The sequence below is a fragment of the Tumebacillus amylolyticus genome (assembly GCF_016722965.1).
Lineage (GTDB): Bacteria > Bacillota > Bacilli > Tumebacillales > Tumebacillaceae > Tumebacillus > Tumebacillus amylolyticus.
In genome coordinates, this window is record NZ_JAEQNB010000001.1 from 1,227,147 (window position 1) to 1,247,137 (window position 19,991).

The window sequence follows — 19,991 nt, forward strand, 5'->3', positions numbered from 1 at the left end:
AAAAAAGAGAGTCCGTTACCCGATGGGTAGGGACTCTCTTTTTCTCTCATTCTGCTGCATGTTCGGCACCGTGATGCTGTTCGAGTTCGAGAATCTTGCGCGCCCGATCCATAATCTCCAGCAGCGTTTTGGAGTCTTCGGTCAGCGGGGAGTTCCCGTTGCGAAGCGAGTGGTTCTCTTCGGCGAGTTGGTGCAGTTGAATTTCCATCTCCAAGACTTTTTGCTCCAAGAGACGGGACTTTTCTTGCAGGTTGAAGTATTCGCGTTCGTGGTTCTTGAGAGCCCGGATGATGCCGTCGAGGGACGTGTCATCCAAGTCTGGGCCATACACCCGACGCTGTTTGGCCTGTTGGCGGATGGAGAGGCGTTCTTTTTTGGCGGTTTTCGCTTCTTTGATGCCGTCTTCGTAGTGCTTGCGAACGACACCGTTCCATCGGTACCCACAAGCGGCAGGTGTACGGCCCAGCAAGTTGGCCGACTCCACGAACGCATTGAGTTGCGTGCTGCCTTCGCGTATATGACGCAGAACGATCTCTGCTAACTTTCGGTCATCATCCGCCGTCCAAGCGTCCGAGCGGGTGGTCCAACGTTCAACTGTTTCCATCATATCGCCTCCAAAATCGTATACTACCTGTATGTCCCGTAGTTGGGAGATTGATACACTTCTATTCGTGAAATTTAGGTGTCTACTCCATTCATATGAGAGAGTCCCGCCATTCTGTCACTTTTCTTTTGAAAAACTGAGAAAAAGTTTTTCGATTGTACATCTTGACAGAAAACGTGGGAGTAAGGTATCATTCCGATAATTTATACATCGCTTCAGGGAAGGGGAGAAACGCCATGAGCAAAAAATTGATTGCGCTGGATCTGGACGGAACGCTTCTCAATCGGGAGAAAAAAATATCGCCCCGCACCAAGCGGGCTGTGCAACGCGCGATTCAAGACGGCCACCATGTCTGCATCGCAACGGGTCGACCGTTTCGCTCTAGCGTGCAATACTACCGCGAACTGGGGCTGACCACGCCGATGGTCAATTTCAACGGGGCGTTGGTGCATCACGCCGATGATGCCAACTGGGGATCGCACCACTTCCCGATGGACCGTGAGACCGCATTTGCCATCTTGGACGTCTGTGAGCAATTTCAAGCGGAGAACGTCATCGTCGAAGTCAAAGACGACTACTATTTGAAACAGCATGACGAGAACTTGATTCGCTTCATGGGCGACGGCCACTCGCCGCTGGGTGTCGGGCATATCCCGAGCTTGCTCACCGAGCACCCGACGTCGGTGCTGATCTACCCGCAGAAAGCCAATTTGCGAGAGTTGCGGGACCATCTCAGCCAATTTCACGCAGACGTTGTCGAGCACCGTCTCTGGGGCGCGCCGTGGCACGTCATCGAGATCGTCAAAGCGGGCGTGAACAAAGCGACCGGATTGCAAGTGATCGCCGACCACTTCGGCATCGAGCGCGAGCACATCATCGCGTTTGGCGACGAAGACAACGACCTCGAAATGATCGAGTTTGCAGGGTACGGGGTCGCGATGGGCAACGCCAACCCGATTTTGAAGAGCATCGCCAACCACATCACCGACACCAACGACAACGACGGCATCGCCTTCGTGTTGGAAAAGCTGCTCTGACCGATACGGTCAGCGCAGTTTTTTTGTGTCACGGGTGTATGTAGGCGAATATCCTGTGGGCAAAAAGGAGGCGACTGTTTTATGTATGAGTACTTTTTGCCACGAATGCCACAACCGCAGCACGCTGCGCAACCTCATTTTGCCGCGTTTCAAAACCAGCAAGAGTTCTTGCAGATGACGGCACGGGCGATCTACAACGAGCGCCAAGCCCAACTGAACTACCGAGCCCTCTACGCCCTCGCACCGACCCCGTTTCAGAAAAAGATGATCCAGCATGCCCTGAACGATGAGATCAAGCATGAGCGAATGTTTACGTCGATCTATCAAACTCTGACCGGGCATGCCCCGCAAGTGCCGCACCCGCAACACGCCACGGTGACAACCTATGCAGAAGGCGTGCGGGCTTCGTTTGAAGATGAGCTCGAAGCGGCGGAAATGTACCGCACCATGTACCTCAATACGAAACTGCCTTGGCTTCGCGATCGCCTGTTTGAGATCATGACCGACGAGATGGAACACGCCCAGCGATTTACGTATGTGCGCGCCGATTCGTAAACTGCAAGTGTCAGAAAGAACACCGAACTTTCTCAAGTTCGGTGTTTTTTTATGGAAACACGAGGACGAGCAGGAATGAACCTAGGGACGGGCGTATATATAAATAAAAACAAAACATGTATACCGACACTTATTTCACTGTTTTTATCGTTTAATGTCGGAAAAGTGCGGAAACTATTTTTCCGGACAGGTTGTGAGGGTGATAAGTGAAACGCATCTAGTAGTAATTTCGTATTCATAATGAAAAAAGGGAGGGAGCACCATGTCGAGAACACAGTCGTCGCCCGTCGTGCCTTTTTTCAGCAATCCGTTGTTGCACCGCTTCTTGCAGTCCGCAGAGAACCGCAGGCTGTTCACCAACGTGATTTTGACCCGCAACGAAGCGGACCGGTTGGAGTTGGAGAGGCGTTTCGCCGAACACTACTTTGAGATGCGCTTCCTCGGGTTTGTCCGCAAGCACATTCATTATGAAGCGCTGCATCTCCTGACCAAGAGCCGTGCCAAGGCCAAGCAAGAAGCGTTGATCTTGAACACGCCGCTCTCGACGGAAGCGGGAGGGGGCGGCCATGAGCGCATCGAGCTCTTGGAAGACCCGAACACATCGGTCGAAGGAGTCGTCATCGAAGATTCGGAGGAACTGCTGAACCTGACCGGCAACCCCGCCTTGCATGAGGCGATTCAAGGGTTGACGCAAAAGCAACAGACGGTGCTGTATCTCTTGTACGTCAAGCAACGTACAGAGGCGGAGGCTTCGTTGGAACTGGGGGTTAGTCAGCAAGCGATCAACAAACTCAAACTGAGTTCCCTGTCCCTGCTGCGCAAGAAACTGGCAAAGGAACCGGCAGAGAGGTCGGTGGGACGATGATGGAAGAGACGTTGCGCTCGTTGATTTTACGCGCGAAGAGAGGGGACTCGGACGCGCTGGCAGCGATCATTGAACGCTTCCGCCCGCTGATCAAAAAGTACACGCGTCAAGCGGACGAGAAGGATGCGCATGACTTGGAGCAAGAGCTTGTGATGCGGTTGATCGTTTTGGTCCGTTCCTATCGAGAGGAGTTGCCGTATGGATTCATGGAACTTGTGGAGCGGGAGTGGGCCAAAAACAATCGCCCGCCGGCCAAGTAAAAGCTGATGCGTCTCGACCGGGGGTGAGGTCGGGGCGCTTTTTTGTGCTCGTTGTGAATACGATTAGGGTATGTCATTGAAAGACCTGTGGGCGGGCTGTATAATAGATGACATTCATATTGGCGTTGTGTAAAGATTTCGTAAACATAGAGGCAAGGAGGGGATCGGGGTGACGGCCATCTGGCAGGACCTTTTGAAGGAACTATCTGTGATCGACATCGTCGCGGTGCGATTGATCATCGCGTTTATCGCAGGTGCGATCATGGGCATGGAACGCGAACGGAATTTGAAAGCTTCTCACACGGGGAGCGCTACGGGCGCCGGGTTCCGGACGTATTCGCTGGTCTGCCTCGGCTCGTGCATGTATGCGTTGGCGTCCGAATTTGGGTTTCCGACGATCGGCCCGACCATGGACCCAGGCCGCGTGGCGGCACAAGTTGTCGCCGGGGTCGGCTTCCTCGGTGCCGGTACGATCATAAAGGATAAAAGCGGCTTCGTCCGGGGCTTAACGACCGCCGCCGGGCTGTGGGTCGCAGCGGCGATCGGTTTGATGATCGGGGCCGGGATGTATCTGAGCGGCCTGTTGTCTTCGCTGCTCGTGTTCGTGATTCTCGATGCGCACCATCTGTTCCCGCGCCTGTTCCGCAAGTGGGGGTCGGCAGATTCTGGAGTCAACGACGGGAACGACCACATGGGAGATGAAGACGTGGCGGACGAAGGTCGAGATCGCGCACGAGAACGAGAGCGCGAACGGCAGAGTTCGCTTGGAGAGTAATCATTCAGAAAAAAGAGTGTATCGCATGAAGCGATGCACTCTTTTTTTGTGCGCAGAGTCATGGTACACTTTGGTAGAAGATTGTTAACCTGAAATTTGGTTTGGTTGACAAACGAACGGAGGTTTGGGAGACGTGGAGTGGTTTAGCGTTCGAATGCGCGCCGCTGCGGGCGGTTCGCATGAGCAGGGCGGTTCGCACATTTCCGGCGGGGAGCGCTTGGTGCCAGTAGATGCGGTCGAAAGCATGGTGCAGTCGTTGGTACGAAGGGCGATGACGCACGAGTTGGGTCGGCCGGACTTCGTCAACGTGACGGTGGAGGTCGTGCCGGCCGAAGCGGTGCGAAGTTTGCCCGCTCTGCCGATTTCCAAACGCGAGGCGGAGTCGGTTGAACAGGGTCACGCCGTCGCGGTGGAGATTCTCGGCGAGCTGGGCATTTCAAGAGAAGTGGCAGAACTCGCGGTATGCTCGATTGCGGAAGGTCCGGCACCGAACGGCGGTGCGATGCGAGGCGCCATCGTCATGGACGCCGACACGGGGCAGCGATTGGAAAGCGACTCGGCGCGCGGCGTGCGGGTTGCGAAAATCGACTGGCATCCTGAGGAGTTGCAGGCTTGGTATGAGGACGTGCGCTCAATTGGCATAGCCAGCGAGCGGATTGCCGAAGCGTTGGCGCTCGCGACGAAAGTGACGCACACGCCGGGCACGGTCGCCGAGCTGTGTTGGTCGGACGATCCCGGTTATGTCTCGGGCTACGTGGCGTCGGCCGAGCTTGGCTATGTGCGGATTCCCATTTTGAAAGAGTGGGGGAGCCCGCTCGGGGGCAGGGTGTTTTTTGTCAGAGGCATTTCGTCTGTGGAGGACTATGAAGAGGCGTTGCAAGCGCCGGTGTTGCTGCGAAGAGAGGAGAACAAGAGATGACCTACGAGTACGAAGCTTTAGCGGAGAAGAGCCGCAAACATTTGTGGAACTCGTTCACCCAGATGCAAGGGTACAACGAAGACCTCCCCGTGATTATTGAATCGGGTGAAGGCGTGAAACTGCGGGATGTGACGGGTCGCGAATTTTTTGACGGCGTGTCATCGATTTGGTTGAACGTCCACGGGCACAACGTTCCGGAACTCAACGAGGCGATTGTGGCGCAACTTGGCAAGATCGCGCATTCCACGATTCTCGGGATGGCGAACGTTCCGGCGATCTTGGTCGCCGAGCAGATTGCGAAACTGACTCCGAATGGTTTGGAAAAAGTGTTCTACTCCGACTCCGGTGCCACCTCGGTGGAAATCGCGATCAAGATGGCGTTTCAATACTGGCAGCACAAGGGCAAGCCGGAGAAGCAGTCGTTCGTCACGATGAACAACGCCTACCACGGAGACACCATCGGGGCCGTCTCTGTCGGAGCGATCGACCTCTACCACAAGGCGTACTCGAAGCTTTTGTTCCAAGCTCATCGCGTGGAGTACCCGTACTGCTACCGATGCCCGCTGGGAGAAGAGCTGTCGTCCTGTGCGTTTGCTTGTTTGCAACAGGTGGAGCAGTTATTAGAGGAAAAAGGTTCCGAGATTGCAGGCTTCCTCATTGAACCGATCGTCCAAGGGGCTTCCGGCATCATCACGATGCCCGCCGGTTTCCTCGCACGATTGCGGGAACTGTGTACGAAATACGAAGTGCTGATGATCTGTGACGAGGTTGCGACAGGCTTTGGACGGACAGGCAAGATGTTCGCTTGCGAGTACGACGGTGTGACGCCCGACATCATGTGCATGGGCAAGGGGTTGACGGGCGGTTATCTGCCGGTTGCGGCGACGGTGACGACCGATGACGTGTACGAGGCGTTTCTGGGAAGTTATGAGAGCAAAAAGACGTTTTTCCACGGGCATTCGTTTGCGGGGAACCAGTTGGGCTGTGCGGCGGCGCTTGCGAACTTGGAGCTTTTTGAAAAGCGGGACTTGGTCCGCGATGTGGAGCGCAAGTCGGAGCATGTGGCACATCGGTTGGAGCAATTTCTGGAATTGAAGCATGTCGGGGACATTCGCCAGCGCGGGTTCATGATCGGGATCGAGTTGGTGAAGGACCGCGAGACCAAAGCAGAGTACGAATGGCAGGAAAAAATCGGGCTGGTCGTCTCGCGTCGATCTTGTGAACTCGGGATGATCATACGGCCGCTCGGCAATGTCGTGGTGTTCATGCCGCCGCTCTCTTCGACGGTCGAGGAGTTGGATGAGATGCTCGATATTTTATATGAAGCGATCGTCGATATCACGGAGCGCGGTGTGAAGGTGCGGTCGGAGAAGTTGCCTTATGGACTTTAAGGAGGAGTTGGAGGAAATTCGCGAGGCGGGGTTGTACCGGCGCTTGCGGAGGATGGAGAGTGCTTCGTCGCGGGTCGTCGTGGTGGAAGGGCGCGAGATGTTGATGTGTGCGTCCAACAATTATCTGGGGCTCGCAGACGACCCGATTTGCAAAGAGACGGCGATGGAAGCGATTCGCAGGTTCGGCACAGGCTCCGGCGGGTCGAGGTTGACCACGGGGAACACCGCGCTGCACGAACACTTGGAACGCGAGCTGGCGGCGTTCAAAGGCACGGAGGCCGCACTTCTTTTCAACACGGGCTACATGGCGAACCTCGCCGCCCTGACCACGCTCGTCGGAGTGGGAGACCTGATCCTCAGCGACCGACTCAACCACGCCAGCCTCATCGACGGCACCCGACTCTCGCGTGCCGACGTGCAAATCTACGAACACTGCGACCTCGCAGACTTAGAAAAAAAGCTCGCCGCCGCCAGAGCGGGGGAGCATCGCCGTATCCTCATCGTGACGGACGGCGTGTTCTCGATGGATGGCGACATTGCGCCTCTGCCGGGGATTTGCGAGTTGGCGGAGCGCTATGGCGCAGATGTCATGGTGGACGACGCGCATGCGACCGGCGTTTTGGGAGAAAAAGGGGCCGGCACGGCAGACCACTTCGGGATTCAGGATCGCGTGGCTGTCCAGATGGGCACGTTGTCCAAGGCGTTGGGGGCGGAGGGTGGATACATAGCAGGTTCGAAAGAGATGATCGACTATCTGATCAACCGCGCCCGACCGTTCGTTTTTTCCACAGCCCAGAGCCCGGCCGTCATCGGGGCCGTGCTCGCGGCGTTGCAGATTGTGCAAAACGAGCCTGATCGCAGGAAGCACTTGCTCCAGCGTGCCGCTCGTTTGCGAAAGGAACTGCTTCTTGCGGGATTCAACGTTCTGCCAAGCGACACCCCGATTCTCGGCGTGGTCATCGGAGCGGCAGACGAAGCTGTCGAATTCGCCCGCGAACTGGAAGCCCAAGGCATATACGCTCCTGCGATTCGCCCGCCGACCGTGCCCGAAGGTACATCGCGCATCCGTCTGACGCTTACCGCCTCGCACACAGATGCAGATGTCGAGCGCATCGTAGATGCTCTTTCCAAAGCACGAACCGCACAAAATCCACACTCGTAAGGGAGGCACCAACATGTCCCTTTTTATCACCGCCACCGACACGGGAGTCGGAAAAACGCTCGTCACCGGCGGAATCGCCTATGCTCTGCGTCAACGAGGTCTCGATATCGGATGCTGGAAACCGATGCAATCGGGTGAACTCGCCCACGACCCCGCAGGAGATGCGATGCGTTTGAAAACTCTCGGTGACCTGCCCGACTCCCCGGACCTCCTCTGCGGCTGGTCGTTTGCAGAACCGCTCGCCCCGCGTCTCGCAGCGGAACGCGCAGGCGTCGAACTCTACAGACGAGATCTGCTCGCCAAGTACGAGGAAGTTCGCAACTTTCACGACCACCTGCTCATCGAAGGCGCGGGCGGTCTCGCCGTTCCGCTCACAGCAGATACCCGTGTCGTCGACCTCGCTCGCGAGCTGAACCATCCCGTACTGCTCATCGTCCGCGCCGGACTTGGCACCGTCAACCACACCGTGCTCACCGTCCGTTTTGCCGAACAAAACGGGCTGCGCGTTGTCGGCGCGATTCTCTCCGGCGGCGGACGACCTGACGCCGAGATGAGCGAGCCTTTCAACGCAGATTACATCGAAGAATACGCCGGCATCCCCATCCTCGGGCACGTCCCTTGGCTTGGTGACACGCCCTCCGACGACCTCATTCGTGAAACGGTCGAACGCACCGTCGACATCGACCGACTCGCACGCTTCTTGTTCGGCGGCGACTGACCCCCGTGTTTCATCATCTTCATATAGACAATCGTACCTTTGAGAGGAGTCAAAAAAATCATGACCACCACCACCCAACTCAACTACCGCGAACTCGCAAAGCAAGTGCTGCAAGGCCACGAACTGACCAAGGAGGAAGCTCTCGCCCTCCTCGAAGCACCGGATGAAGACCTGCTCGACATCTTGCACTCCGCCTACGAGATTCGCAAGCACTACTACGGCAACAAAGTCAAACTGAACATGATCATCAACGCCAAGTCCGGCCTCTGCCCGGAAGACTGCGGCTACTGCTCGCAATCGATCGTCGCCGACACGCCGGTTGAAAAATACGCGATGCTCAACAAAGACTCGATCCTCGCCGGTGCCCAAGAAGCGATCAACCGCAAAGCAGGCACCTACTGCATCGTCGCATCCGGCCGTCGCCCGTCCGAAAACGAACTCGACGGCGTCATCGAAGCGATCAAAGAAATTCGCGAGACCACGTCGCTTAAAATCTGCGCATGCCTCGGCTTCCTGAGCGAAACGCACGCCGGCAAACTCGCCGAAGCGGGCGTCCATCGCTACAACCACAACCTGAACACCGACAAGTCGAACTACGACAACATCTGCTCGACACACACATATGATGACCGTGTCGACACCGTGCAAAAAGTCAAAGACTCCGGCATGTCCCCGTGCTCGGGCGTCATCATGGGCATGGGCGAGTCTTCCCAAGAGCTCGTCAACGTGGCGTTCTCCGTCAAAGCGCTCGACGTCGACTCCATCCCGGTCAACTTTTTGAACTCAATCGACGGCACGCCGCTGCAAGGCACGCAACACCTCAACCCGCGCCATTGCCTGAAAGCGGTCGCGATGTTCCGCTTCGTCAACCCGACCAAGGAAATCCGACTCTCCGGCGGCCGCGAAATCAACTTGCGCTCCCTGCAAGCGATGGGTCTCTATGCGGCGAACTCGATTTTCGTCGGGGACTACTTGACCACCCAAGGACAAGAACCGACCTCCGACTGGGGCATGATCCAAGACCTCGGCTTTGAAATCGAGGAGTGCGCGTTGTAAAAAAGTTCACTTGCATCCTCCGTCCGTTTCGTCTAGGCTTAAAGGAGCGTTACCATATCTTCGGAGAGAGAAAGGAGAGTGCACATGGAAGCAGCAGCAATTAAAACGGTTTTGGCGCTTGTCACGAACTTGATGTTCTCCACGCGGATCGGAGAGTTGGCAAGCACGATGGGCGGGCTTGTGACTCTTGTGTCGTCGAATGAGGAATTGGTGGAGAAGTTGGACATTTCTCCGTCTTTGATCATCTTGGATCTCACGGCGGTACAACCCGGTTGGAAGGAAGTCGTTGCGAAAGCGAAGCAAGCCGGCATCCCTGTGCTCGCCTACGGACCTCACGTCGATGTGGAGGCCCACGAAGCGGCCCAAGCGGCCGGATGCGACGAAGTGGTCGCGAACTCCAAGTTTCGTCTCGACCTCCCGAACCTGTTGAAAAAATACCTCGCCTAACCCGCGAGCCCAACAAAAAAACCGACCCCCCTCTTTGACGGGGATCGGTTTTTTTAGCATCTTACTACTGCGGGTGGCAGACTTCGGTGCAGATCATCTCGTCTTGGCCGTTGTTGATGATCTTGCACGACACGCCGGTCGGGACGTACATGATCGAGCCGGGTGCCACGTCCACGACTTCTTCGGTGCCGTTGTTGAGATGGAATTGACCTGAGCCGGAGAGACAGACGTACACTTGATCGCCGGGGCGGGTGCCTTGGTAGTTCATGGCTTGGCCGGGGCGGAAGTAGTAGGTGTTGGTGGTCAGGTCAGCTCCGGTGAAGTTGTTCACTTTGCCGACTTGAGATTCTGTAAACGCGGGGTTGTTGAACACGGTTTCCGCACGGTTCATAGAAGTTGCATCCTCCTTCAAAAACTGCCTGTGGAGGTAGTGTTTGCAGAAGACGCGGGCATTATAACCAAAAAGGGGGGATGAGTTTGATTCCCGACAGTGTGGCACAAGGGTTGAAGATCTTGTTCATCGGCTACAACCCGTCTCTTACATCAGGCGAAGTGGGGCATAACTACGCGGGCAAGAACAACCGCTTCTGGAAACTGCTCCACGACGCAGGTCTCACCGAGCGCAAGATGAGCCCGACCGAAGACCGCAACTTGATTGCAATCGGCTATGGATTCACCAACATCGTCGCCCGTCCGACCCGACGTGCCGACGAGATCACGAAGCTTGAGTACGCCGAAGGTCGGGTGTTGCTTGCCCAAAAATTGCAGAGATACCGCCCGCAAGTCGCCTGTTTCGTCGGCAAGGGCGTCTACGAACAATACACCCGTCAAAAAGACATCCCGTGGGGTACGCAACCACAAGCCACCGTCGAGGGCGTCGTTGATTTCGTCGCTCCTTCGTCCAGCGGTCTCGTCCGCATGCCCTACCCGGAAATCCTTCACATCTACCAAGAGCTCAAAAAGCTGATAGAATAAGAGAGAAGAAGTTCACTTGAAAAAAAGATCAGTTGAAAAAGGAGATGACCTCACGTGGTTCTGCTCACAACCTGTCCCGTCAGCGACCGTCATCTGGCGGCGATCCGCGAGATTGCGCCCCACCTCGACATTCGCGTCTTCAAAAACATCGACGAAGCGTCCCAAGACCTCGCAGACGCGGAGATCATGATTACATATGGAGAAGACCTTACGCCTGCGCACATTGCGGCAAGCCCCAACTTGAAATGGATCATGGTGATCTCCGCCGGTCTTGAACTGATGCCGTTCCCCGCGATTGACGAGCGCAACATCCTCGTCACCAACGCGCGCGGTATTCACAAAGGCCCGATGGCGGAATACACGCTCGGGATGATCTTGATGTTCTCCCGCCGTTTCGTCGAACTCTACCAGAATCAGCAAAAAAGTCTCTGGGATCGCACGATCCGCATCGACGAACTTTCCGGACAGACGCTCGGCATCATCGGCGCGGGTGCCATCGGCTCCGAAATCGCCAAGCGTGCCAAAGCGTTCGACATGCACGTCCTCGGCGTCGCCGCCTCCAAGCGCGACGTCGAAGGCGTGGACGAGATGTTCGACCAGAGCGGCCTCGACGATGTCTTGAAACGAAGCGACTACGTTGTCGTCATCGTCCCGCTGACCGACAAAACCCACGGGATGATCGGCGAGCGGGAGATCGGTCTGATGAAAGAGTCGGCGGTGCTGATCAACATCGCGCGCGGCCAAGTGGTCGACGAGAACGCGCTGCTTCAAGCCTTGCAGGAGAAAAAAATTCGCGGCGCGGGCCTCGACGTTTTTGTTCAAGAGCCGTTGCCGGAGTCGCACCCCTTCTGGGGCTTGGAGAACGCCGTCGTGACCCCGCACTTGTCCTCCCGTTCTCCGAAGTATATGGAGCGTGCGCAAGAAATCTTCCAACAAAATCTCCGCGTCTTCACATCGGGCGCGGGTGAGTTGATCAACGTGATCGATACCAAGAAAGGCTATTAAGCAGGGCAAGGAGTGACATCATGAATTTTACAGGCTTTGCACGAGAAGACTTTGACCTGTTTGCCATTGAAGGTCTGGAGCCGCGCATGGAGGCGTTGATCGCCAATCTGCGCGTCAAATTGACGCAACTGGGGCAGGACTTCGAACCGATTCTCACCGAGTTGACGGGTGAGGAGATGTTCGCACACGTCGCCAAACACGCCCGCCGCAAAACCAACCCGCCGCACGATTCCTGGGTGGCGTGGAGCAAGAGCAAAAAAGGGTACAAGATGTACCCTCATTTTCAGATCGGCGCTTGGCAGACGCACGCGTTCGTCCAGTTTGGCATCATCTACGAATCTCCCATGAAGGGCGTTTTCGCCGAGCAGATGATCTCGCACTTGGAGGAGATCAAACAGACTCTCCCCGACCATTATCTGTGGTATCCCGACCACATGAACCCAAAAGGCATGGTCATGTCCGAGATGGAGCTGGAGGACTTTGAACGCATCGCTCACCGCCTCGCCAATCAAAAAAACGGGGAAGTCATGATCGGCATCATCATCCCCCGTGCGCAGGCGATCAAACTGTCTCCGAAGGCGTTCGTCAAACGCGCCACCGAGACATTTCGCACGCTTGCGCCTCTGTATCAACTCGCTTTTTCCACCGTTGAAGTCTAAAAAAAGAGACACCTTTCGCTCGTGGAAAGGTGTCTTTTTTGTCGGAGTTAAGCCGCATTATTTGTCGAATGTAAGCGAACGATAAGAACCTTCGTCGGATATGTTAATAGTTCTTTGTTTTCTATTGAAGTATTCGAAGAGGGGCTCTATAGTAATAGACACAGAACCACTTTGAGATGAGGAGGAGGAGTCAGCGTGGAGTCAACCGTACGTGTCCGGACGATCGATGAATTGCACCAGGAACTGCATAAGTTGGAGCAAATGGTGGAGACACAGCCGGATGAGGCTCTTCAACTGATCGGCGACGGGATTGCCGATTGGGAGAAACTCGTACGACAGACTTCTGATCTGCCTCTGGCACTGCGGGTTGGCGAACTGTTGGAGAAATCCAAACACTACTGGCTCGCACTCAGTTGGTATCATTGGGGATTGGAAGCGAAGGACGGAAACGCCGACTTCGTGACGGTTTCGCGGGTGATGCGTTCCAAAGGCCGTGTGTTCATCCGGCTTGGGATGTACCAAGAAGCCCTGCAGATCCTCCAAGAGGTGGAAGAGATGGGCATCCCGGCGATTCCGGGTTCCCTCGATCTGCCGGTGCTCTGGCAGAACCTCTCCATGGTGCAGACTTCATTGGGACACTACGAATCCGCTCTCCACTATGCGCAAGAAGCTCTGCAACAATTCCAAGAGTTGGGTGAAGGGCATCGGGTGAGCATCGTCGAGTTCATGATCGGCACCAACCTCAAATCTTTGAAGCGGTTCGAGGAATCATTTACGTATCTCACGAGGTCGCGCGACGGATTGGAACAGAACCAAGATTACTTCCACCTCGCACGCGCTTGGCACAACTATGCGGAACTGATGCGAGATTGGGGTCGCACCGAAGAAGCGGTCGCTGCATGGAGGATGTCGCTGGAAATCAAAAAGCGCACCCAAGACCATGACGGGCAGGTTAACACCCTGCTTTCCATCGCAGAATATTTTATCTCCCAATCGGATTGGCATGCCGCCCTGCGCTACGTTACCCAAGCGTTTCCCTTGTGCCACCAACACAGACTATTCGACCAAGAAGTAACCTCGCTGGATTGTTGGGCTACGATCCTCTTCGCACTCGGACGCACGTCGGAGTTGGAAGTCGTGGCCACTCGTGCAACGCACCTGCGAGAAAGTGTGACCGTCAAACATCAAGTGATCATGCTGTTACACAAGGTGGCCGAATACTTTCGGCAGGTCGGGCGATTTGATCTAGCCGGACAGTATGGCAACAAGGCAGTCCAAAACCAGAGTTGAGGGAGGAATTTCCGATGAAACTTAAAGTTTGGATGGGAATCGCAGTGTTGTGCAGTTTGGTGATCGCAGCAACAGGTACCGCACTGGTGGCGGCCGATGACGGACCGAAGCCGATGATGGTGAAACCGGTCCAGTTGGCGGCGGATGACAATCCGGAGCCGATGACCGCTCCGAAAATCGGTTAATAAAAAAAGCAAAGCAGAAGGTGGTCAGCCTTCTGCTTTTTACTGTGAATACATACAAGATAAGGGAATCTAGAGCTGCAACGGTTCTGAGGAGAGAAGGAGTTGATCCATCGTATGCGCCCTCAACTTTTGACGAAGACCCGACGACAGAACGATCGACAGAATAATAGCCGGTTCCAGATTGTCGATGTTCACTGCGCTGTGCACGACATGTCCTTGGATCGTAATCCATTGCCCGCTGCGGTACACCTTCCGCTCCGCTCCGACGCTCACTTCGAGTTGCCCTTGCAAGAGGAATGCAAATTCCGGCGCGGGGTGGGTGTGCGCTCGAACCTCCGAGCCGGGCTCCATTTGTAACATCAAGATCTCCACATCTTCCGTTTCGGAGATGAAACGGAGATTCAGCCCGTGGAGTTTCAATAATTCGACAACACTCGACATCGGATTCGACATCCGGTTGCCCTCAGCCGTTGGTTTTTGAAACAGCAGCGTGAAGCGATGGAGGAGGAAGAAAATCACCCAGTCCGCGATGTAGGAGTACGCCAAACTCCACTGATGATGCACCATCCAGTCTTGCCAACAGAACAGCGACTCCAAGAGGATCACCGCGATGGTCCACTTCAAGTAATAAAACACTTGCTTGGAGGGGGCGGGCATATACTGCAAGAACAAGTACGTCGTCACCGGATAGACGCCGAAGTCGTCCAACAGCCGAACCACGAGTTGGGGCATCAGGCCGGTGGTGTCATAGTACTCCCACAATGGAAAATGCTCGGTCACGGAATCGCTCATCAAACTCATCACAGAGGCGAGCAGACAAGCCGGCAAGTACCTCCTCCAGTGACGCAAATCTGCAAATAGCCAGAACGCCGCCCAAGACAACGTAAATAGGAGAAGAAACGGCATATGGGGAAACCCCTTCCTCGGTTTACATTCTAAGTAGTGGTCAAGTCCACTTCTATCATTGCCGAAACTCAGTCGGATATTGCATCCGTTTCCAGAGATACTAAGTCATGAGGAGGTGTTTACAGATGTCAGTGAGAAATTCACAAGACAAACCGACGATTGCACCCGGTATGGAAGACGACAACTTGTATGAGGATGCGACGGAGGCGGAACAAAAAGCAGGAGATACGACGAGGGTGACCACGTTATCGTTCGATGAACATGACAATGGGTCGCGCAATTCGAACGATTCTTAAAACCGCGCAGGTGCGCGGCTTTTTTTGTTATGGTAAGATAGAGGGAACTCTTTCATGTATTTGATTTAAGGGAACGGGAGTGGGGAAGCGTGAAGATCCACTTTTTCCATACGAATGACGTACATAGTCATTTTGAAGAATATCTGCAGGTGGCCACCCAGTTGCGCCGTCACCGGGATGAAGTTTTGGCGCACGATGAAACGCAGTTCACGTTCGACATCGGGGACCATGCCGACCGCAAACGCATGGAGACCGAAGGGACGCTGGGCAGGACGAACGCCGCTCTTTTGCGTACCGTCGGCTATGACGCGTGGGTATTTGGCAACAACGAAGGCTTGATTCTGCCGAAGTCTTCGTGGGGAGATCTGGTTCGGGAATCGGGCACGCCGGTCTTGATATCGAATTTGTTTGATGAGGAGTCGCGGGAGGCGTATCCGTTTTTTGATCCGTATCTGATCTTGGAGCGGGGCGGATTGCGGGTGGCGGTGTTCGGCGTCACGGTCGCATTCTCCGACTTCTATCTCATGCACGGGGTGTTTGCCGAACATCCCCGCGATACGTTTGCACGCTTGCTGCCGGAAATTCAAGGGCAGGGCGTCGATCTCGTCGTGTTGCTCTCTCATCTCGGTTTGAACGCAGACCGCCAAATCGCCGAGGAGTTCGACGGCATCGACTTGATTCTCGGCGGTCATACGCATCAAGTGACGCCGGAGCCGGAGAAGGTACGAGGCACGTGGATTTGCCAAGCCGGGTGTTACGGCGGCTTCTACGGACATGTTGAACTCGATTGGGACGAAGAGACACGCCAAGTACGCGGTGTTGCGGGCGGTGCCATCCCTCGCGACCGCGAGTTGGAGCCGGACGGCGACCTCGTGACGCTGATGAACGAATGGGAGGAACGGGCCGCCGAGGAACTCAGCTCCGTTGTGGTGGACCTCGAACACGAGATCGGACACCATTTGATCGTCAATTCGCCGCTGGGCCATCTCTTGTCGGACGGCATGCGTCGCTTGACGGGGGCGGAGATCGCGCTGATCAATGGCGGGATGTTCAATCACGGCTTGTTGCCGGGGCCGTTTACCCGTCAAGACTTGCTGACGTGTTTCCCTTCGCCGTGTCTCACCTGCGTGGTGGAAATCACAGGAGCGCAGTTGCTGTCCGTGTTGCAAAAATCCCTGCTGCCGGGCTTTTACGAGCAAGTCGGCAAGGGGTACGGGTTCCGCGGACACTTCATCGGCGGGTTGCAGGTGTCGGGCTTGCAGATTCAGGTCGAGGAAGTCGGCCTGTATCTGTATGACGTGCAAGCGGTGCACGAGGGCGGAGAGATTGAGCCGGAGCGATGGTATTCCGTTGCGATCTGCGACTATCTGTACTTCTCTCCGGTGTTCGAAGAGTTCAAGCAGGCCCGCTCCGTGAAGTTTCAATTGCCGTTCCTGCGCGAGTTGTTGGCGAAGGAGCTTACGAGCGTGCAACTTGCAGAAGTCGAGCAACCGCGCTGGCACTTCAACGGGGCTGCTTTCTAACCGCTGCGTAGGCGAGATGTGTACGCGGACGGCGTTTTGCCGACACTAACGAGGGCGCGCGGGCACAAGAAAAAAGACCAGCGTCGAATAGACGCGGTCTTTTTTCGTATACATAGTAGGGTGGGGTTGTCTTGATCGTCTCAGCGGCGGGCGGACTTTTTGACCGGCACTTCGCCGTTGAGGACTGCGAACAAGTTCTCGTTCTCGTCCATTTCGATGCGGATCGGGGCGTTGCAATACATGCACCCGTCCTCCATCCCCATCACTTTCGTCGTGCGGTGGCAATTCGGACACTCAAGCGTCGGGATCTTCATCGACATCGCGCCGACTCGGAAGTAAATGAACACGCTGACCAAGATCATGATCGTCCCGATCACCAGCGTGTAGGGGAGGATCGCAGAGGAGAATACGCCTAGATACATGATGAAAAAGGCGAGGAAGATCAGAGCGAGCGCTACGGTTCGCAAACGGTTCAGTCTCATGATGAACCATCCTTTCTATACGCAACATTCTCTACACATGCTACCCGATTCTTTCGGGATTGTCCAATCTTCAAAACTGGGCAGCAAAGGAGGCGATTTTTATCTCTCCCCGGTTCCAAACAGTCTTGGTCAAAAATCCATGGCGGACCGCGTTCTGGGTGCTGGCGGGGCTGGTGATTGTGGCGGTACTGCTCTTGGGGTACTTCTGGTTCTCGATCACGAGTCCCTCCCAACAGGTTGTGTCCGGTTCGAAGGGCGCCGGCGTTCAAGCAAGCGGCATTCCGATTGAAGCAACCGTTCCGCTCGATTCGATCAACCAATTTGTCGATCGTCAATTGCAGGAGAAGGAAACTCCGCTCAAGGGGGTCAAACTGGCATTTGAGCAGAAGCTCATGCGGGTGGACTCGCAGTTGACGTTCTTCGGTCGGGTGATGGACATGCGCATCTGGATGCGGCCGGAAGTGCAAACCAACGGCGATGTGCGCTTGGTGGCGGAAGACTCCAAGATCGGCGATTGGTCGATCCCGCTCAAGACGCTGTTCGGCGTGTTGGAAGGGCTGCCGTGGCCGCAGTGGGTCCATATCCAGCCGGAGCAACATCTGCTGGACGTCAAGCTCTCCGAGAAGGGGGGCGACGGGCCGACGTATCGTGTGACGAACATCGACACAGTCAATGGCAAGATCAAGATGCTGATCCTGCTCGAATAGGGCAATGAGAACACATGCAAACAAACACGAACAAAAGCGAACAAACGTTCTTGTCATACGCGAACATATGTGCTATTCTTGGAGTATCGAAACTCCAAGACCACGCAGACGTCATGTCAGTCACCAGGGGATCGGTGGAGAGGCATGGCGTCTTTTTTTGAACGATTTTTATGTGGGAATCTTTTAAATACAGCTTAGAGGAGGAAGTTTGGTTTGATGGTACGACCACGTGTAATACTCGACCCCGGACATGGGGGCTGGGAGAACGGGTTTGTCGTTGAGCCTTTCGCGGAGAAGGACGTGAATCTCGCGGTCTGTTTGCAGGTGCGGGACCTGTTAGAAGCAGACGGCGTTCGCGTCTTGATGACTCGCGAGGAGGATCGAGAGCTGTCGGCGTTGCGTCGAATTGAGTTTGCAAACGCCCAGCAGGCGGATCTGTTCGTGTCTTGGCATTGCGATTTCCTGGAGGACCCCGGCGTGCGAGGGCTTTCCGTTTGGGTGGACAGCCGCTGTGCCGACCCTTGGCAGATGATGATCTTCGAACAACTGGGCGAACGAATCGCCGATGTGACGCAACAGGCGTTTCTCGGTGTGTTCCAATTGCGGGACAAAGTCCTGCATGCGGTAGAGGCGCCGGCGCTTTTGATCAAGGGCAGTTTTCTCTCCCATCCGGAGGAGTTGGCCGATTCTGTGAACCCTCATTATCAGAAACTTCAAGCGCAGGGAGCCACTGAGGGCATCCTGTATGTGCTGAAAGAATGGCAACGGAGATAAATTTTTTTCTAATTACGTGAATTTCTTATGTGCACTTTTGATACGTGGATGCATGGTAGGAAGTGAAGGTCTTAGTTGAAGGAGGAACCAATCATGGCATTGTTGGTGTTAGACCCGGGTCATGGCGGGCGCGATCCTGGCGCTGTCGGTCAGAATCTTCGGGAAAAGGACGTGAATTTGAGCGTTTCGCTGTTGCTGCGCGACGCGATGGTGCGCTCGGGCGTGCGGGTGTTGATGACGCGCGAGACCGACACGGAGCGCGTGCCGGATGTGGCCGTCGGTGTTGATCTCAAGGCGCGGGCGATGCTCGCCAATACGTACGCAGCCGATCTGTTCGTGTCGTGGCATTATGATGCGGGCAACGATCCGGGGGTGAACGGCGTCGCCGTCTGGATTCACCCGTCGCAGAAGGACAAGCCCTGCTACCACAAAGCCGAGCTGATCGCACAGTCGATTGCTGCGAACAGCGGGCAGAAGAACCGAGGCGTGTATTACGGAGACTTCCAAGTGCTGCGCGATACGATGATGGATGCGGTACTGATTGAGGGCGGGTTTCTTACGTGCCCGGTCGAGGAAGCTCATATGGCGGATGAGGCGTTTCTGCGCTTGCAAGCGGAGGGAGCGGCGAAGGCGCTGTGCCGGATCTTGGGAGTCGTGTATGTGGAGCCGACGCCTGTTGTGGTGGAGAAGACGGACGAGGCCGAAGAAGGCGTGCATGTGATGCTCAACGGGATGCCGCTGCATCAACTGGGCCGACTGATTGACGGCCGGACGTATGTGCCGGTGCGGGAGTTGGCGGAGATGCTCGGTTGTTCGGTGCAGTGGGACGGTTCGACGCAAACTGTGACGCTGACGAAAGTGGGGTGAGGAGATGATGGAGATGGATCTGACGAACACGTTGCGCGATGCGTTGTTGGTGTTGTTGCAGATTGCGCTGTTTGCGGGGTTGGTTTTGTTGCAGAAGTGGAAGACGCAGGCGGTGGAGTATTATGCGAAGCGCAATACCACGTCGCAACGAGAGTGGTTGAAACTGGTGGGGAACGAAGCGTTCCACTATGCGGAGCAAGTGTTCACCGCACATGACGGACCGGCGAAACTCAACGAAGCCGTCAAGTATGTGCTCGACCGCGCGCAAACCCACGGCATCCCTGTTACCTACCCCGAAGTCCGCGCCGTGATTGAAAAGGCCTGGGCCGAATTCCAAGTCCACCAAAAAAGCCAAGGCCAAGTCGCGTAATACCTGCCCTTCCCTGAGGGCAGGTTGGACTGAAGGCTTGAAGTGACTGCCCTTCCCTGAGGGCAGGTTGGACTGAAGGTTTGAAAGTGACTGCCCTTCCCTGAGGGCAGGTGGAGTGAAGGCTTGAAGTGACTGCCCTTTCTTAGGGGGTTATGAAGTTTTG

General features: G+C 55.6%; 26 protein-coding genes. 22 read left to right on the forward strand and 4 right to left on the reverse strand.

From position 1 onward, the window contains the following. Positions 1-46: 46 nt before the first annotated feature. Positions 47-604: an RsfA family transcriptional regulator gene (locus JJB07_RS05690; protein WP_201632042.1), complete on the reverse strand. Its 558-nt coding sequence runs from the start codon at positions 602-604 to the stop codon at positions 47-49. A gap of 236 nt (positions 605-840) precedes the next feature. Here JJB07_RS05690 and JJB07_RS05695 point away from each other — a divergent pair, with 236 nt between their 5' ends. The 11 genes from JJB07_RS05695 to JJB07_RS05745 all read left to right on the forward strand — a co-directional run bounded on the left by JJB07_RS05695 (position 841) and on the right by JJB07_RS05745 (position 9,789). Further along, positions 841-1,641 carry a Cof-type HAD-IIB family hydrolase gene (locus JJB07_RS05695; protein WP_201632044.1) on the forward strand — a complete coding sequence of 267 codons (801 nt, stop codon included), beginning with the start codon at positions 841-843 and terminating at the stop codon, positions 1,639-1,641. Between the two features lie 81 nt (positions 1,642-1,722). After that, the gene (locus JJB07_RS05700) at positions 1,723-2,196 is read left to right on the forward strand and encodes a ferritin-like domain-containing protein (protein WP_201632047.1); all 474 of its coding nucleotides are present in this window, start codon (positions 1,723-1,725) and stop codon (positions 2,194-2,196) included. A 262-nt stretch (positions 2,197-2,458) separates the two neighbouring features. Next, positions 2,459-3,061 carry a sigma factor-like helix-turn-helix DNA-binding protein gene (locus JJB07_RS05705; RefSeq protein WP_201632048.1) on the forward strand — a complete coding sequence of 201 codons (603 nt, stop codon included), beginning with the start codon at positions 2,459-2,461 and terminating at the stop codon, positions 3,059-3,061. Then, entirely contained in the window at positions 3,058-3,321 is a 264-nt protein-coding gene (locus tag JJB07_RS05710) for a helix-turn-helix domain-containing protein (RefSeq protein WP_201632050.1), read from the forward strand. Before JJB07_RS05705 ends, JJB07_RS05710 begins: the two co-directional genes overlap by 4 nt. A 169-nt stretch (positions 3,322-3,490) precedes the next feature. After that, positions 3,491-4,096: an MgtC/SapB family protein gene (locus JJB07_RS05715; protein WP_347338318.1), complete on the forward strand. Its 606-nt coding sequence runs from the start codon at positions 3,491-3,493 to the stop codon at positions 4,094-4,096. A gap of 133 nt (positions 4,097-4,229) precedes the next feature. Continuing rightward, positions 4,230-5,015, forward strand: coding sequence for a 6-carboxyhexanoate--CoA ligase (locus JJB07_RS05720; RefSeq protein WP_201632051.1), 786 nt, complete (start codon positions 4,230-4,232; stop codon positions 5,013-5,015). Continuing rightward, complete coding sequence (gene bioA / locus JJB07_RS05725; RefSeq protein WP_201632053.1) at positions 5,012-6,406, forward strand: adenosylmethionine--8-amino-7-oxononanoate transaminase; 1,395 nt, start codon at positions 5,012-5,014, stop codon at positions 6,404-6,406. The genes JJB07_RS05720 and bioA overlap by 4 nt, the downstream gene beginning before the upstream one ends. After that, positions 6,396-7,568, forward strand: coding sequence for an 8-amino-7-oxononanoate synthase (bioF, locus tag JJB07_RS05730; protein ID WP_201632055.1), 1,173 nt, complete (start codon positions 6,396-6,398; stop codon positions 7,566-7,568). The genes bioA and bioF overlap by 11 nt, the downstream gene beginning before the upstream one ends. A gap of 13 nt (positions 7,569-7,581) precedes the next feature. Further along, the gene (gene bioD / locus JJB07_RS05735; protein ID WP_201632057.1) at positions 7,582-8,286 is read left to right on the forward strand and encodes a dethiobiotin synthase; all 705 of its coding nucleotides are present in this window, start codon (positions 7,582-7,584) and stop codon (positions 8,284-8,286) included. A 57-nt stretch (positions 8,287-8,343) separates the two neighbouring features. Next, positions 8,344-9,342, forward strand: coding sequence for a biotin synthase BioB (bioB, locus tag JJB07_RS05740; RefSeq protein WP_430727216.1), 999 nt, complete (start codon positions 8,344-8,346; stop codon positions 9,340-9,342). An 84-nt stretch (positions 9,343-9,426) separates the two neighbouring features. Continuing rightward, positions 9,427-9,789 (forward strand): response regulator, encoded by a 363-nt coding sequence (locus tag JJB07_RS05745; RefSeq protein WP_201632062.1) that lies wholly within the window; start codon positions 9,427-9,429, stop codon positions 9,787-9,789. A 64-nt stretch (positions 9,790-9,853) separates the two neighbouring features. Here the strand turns inward: JJB07_RS05745 and JJB07_RS05750 are convergent, their stop codons facing one another. After that, positions 9,854-10,180, reverse strand: a complete 327-nt coding sequence (locus JJB07_RS05750; RefSeq protein ID WP_201632064.1) for a cupin domain-containing protein — start codon at positions 10,178-10,180, stop codon at positions 9,854-9,856. 80 nt (positions 10,181-10,260) lie between these two features. Between JJB07_RS05750 and JJB07_RS05755 the strand changes: the two genes are divergently transcribed. The 5 genes from JJB07_RS05755 (at position 10,261) to JJB07_RS05775 (ending at position 13,903) form a co-directional block, all read left to right on the forward strand. Beyond that, complete coding sequence (locus JJB07_RS05755) at positions 10,261-10,764, forward strand: mismatch-specific DNA-glycosylase (protein WP_201632067.1); 504 nt, start codon at positions 10,261-10,263, stop codon at positions 10,762-10,764. 54 nt (positions 10,765-10,818) lie between these two features. Then, complete coding sequence (locus JJB07_RS05760) at positions 10,819-11,769, forward strand: NAD(P)-dependent oxidoreductase (RefSeq protein WP_201632070.1); 951 nt, start codon at positions 10,819-10,821, stop codon at positions 11,767-11,769. 20 nt (positions 11,770-11,789) lie between these two features. Beyond that, positions 11,790-12,428, forward strand: coding sequence for a YktB family protein (locus tag JJB07_RS05765; RefSeq protein WP_201632073.1), 639 nt, complete (start codon positions 11,790-11,792; stop codon positions 12,426-12,428). Between the two features lie 195 nt (positions 12,429-12,623). Beyond that, on the forward strand, positions 12,624-13,718 hold the full coding sequence (locus JJB07_RS24365; RefSeq protein WP_201632075.1) for a tetratricopeptide repeat protein: 1,095 nt from the start codon (positions 12,624-12,626) through the stop codon (positions 13,716-13,718). Positions 13,719-13,732: 14 nt separating this feature from the next. Then, positions 13,733-13,903 carry a hypothetical protein gene (locus JJB07_RS05775; RefSeq protein ID WP_201632078.1) on the forward strand — a complete coding sequence of 57 codons (171 nt, stop codon included), beginning with the start codon at positions 13,733-13,735 and terminating at the stop codon, positions 13,901-13,903. Between the two features lie 69 nt (positions 13,904-13,972). Here JJB07_RS05775 and JJB07_RS05780 read toward each other — a convergent pair whose 3' ends face one another. Further along, positions 13,973-14,809 carry a CBO0543 family protein gene (locus tag JJB07_RS05780; RefSeq protein WP_201632080.1) on the reverse strand — a complete coding sequence of 279 codons (837 nt, stop codon included), beginning with the start codon at positions 14,807-14,809 and terminating at the stop codon, positions 13,973-13,975. A 125-nt stretch (positions 14,810-14,934) separates the two neighbouring features. Between JJB07_RS05780 and JJB07_RS05785 the strand changes: the two genes are divergently transcribed. Continuing rightward, complete coding sequence (locus tag JJB07_RS05785; RefSeq protein WP_236587617.1) at positions 14,935-15,105, forward strand: hypothetical protein; 171 nt, start codon at positions 14,935-14,937, stop codon at positions 15,103-15,105. Positions 15,106-15,194: 89 nt separating this feature from the next. Beyond that, entirely contained in the window at positions 15,195-16,628 is a 1,434-nt protein-coding gene (locus JJB07_RS24370) for a 5'-nucleotidase C-terminal domain-containing protein (RefSeq protein ID WP_201632084.1), read from the forward strand. A 140-nt stretch (positions 16,629-16,768) separates the two neighbouring features. Here JJB07_RS24370 and JJB07_RS05795 read toward each other — a convergent pair whose 3' ends face one another. Next, complete coding sequence (locus JJB07_RS05795) at positions 16,769-17,110, reverse strand: DUF2614 family zinc ribbon-containing protein (RefSeq protein ID WP_201632086.1); 342 nt, start codon at positions 17,108-17,110, stop codon at positions 16,769-16,771. Between the two features lie 125 nt (positions 17,111-17,235). Between JJB07_RS05795 and JJB07_RS05800 the strand changes: the two genes are divergently transcribed. The 4 genes from JJB07_RS05800 (at position 17,236) to JJB07_RS05815 (ending at position 19,828) form a co-directional block, all read left to right on the forward strand. Beyond that, complete coding sequence (locus JJB07_RS05800; RefSeq protein WP_201632088.1) at positions 17,236-17,817, forward strand: DUF2140 family protein; 582 nt, start codon at positions 17,236-17,238, stop codon at positions 17,815-17,817. A gap of 216 nt (positions 17,818-18,033) precedes the next feature. Beyond that, on the forward strand, positions 18,034-18,591 hold the full coding sequence (locus JJB07_RS05805) for an N-acetylmuramoyl-L-alanine amidase family protein (RefSeq protein WP_201632090.1): 558 nt from the start codon (positions 18,034-18,036) through the stop codon (positions 18,589-18,591). A gap of 93 nt (positions 18,592-18,684) precedes the next feature. Continuing rightward, the gene (locus JJB07_RS05810; protein WP_201632763.1) at positions 18,685-19,458 is read left to right on the forward strand and encodes an N-acetylmuramoyl-L-alanine amidase; all 774 of its coding nucleotides are present in this window, start codon (positions 18,685-18,687) and stop codon (positions 19,456-19,458) included. 13 nt (positions 19,459-19,471) lie between these two features. Continuing rightward, entirely contained in the window at positions 19,472-19,828 is a 357-nt protein-coding gene (locus tag JJB07_RS05815; protein ID WP_201632092.1) for a phage holin, LLH family, read from the forward strand. The last annotated feature ends 163 nt before the right edge of the window (positions 19,829-19,991 follow it).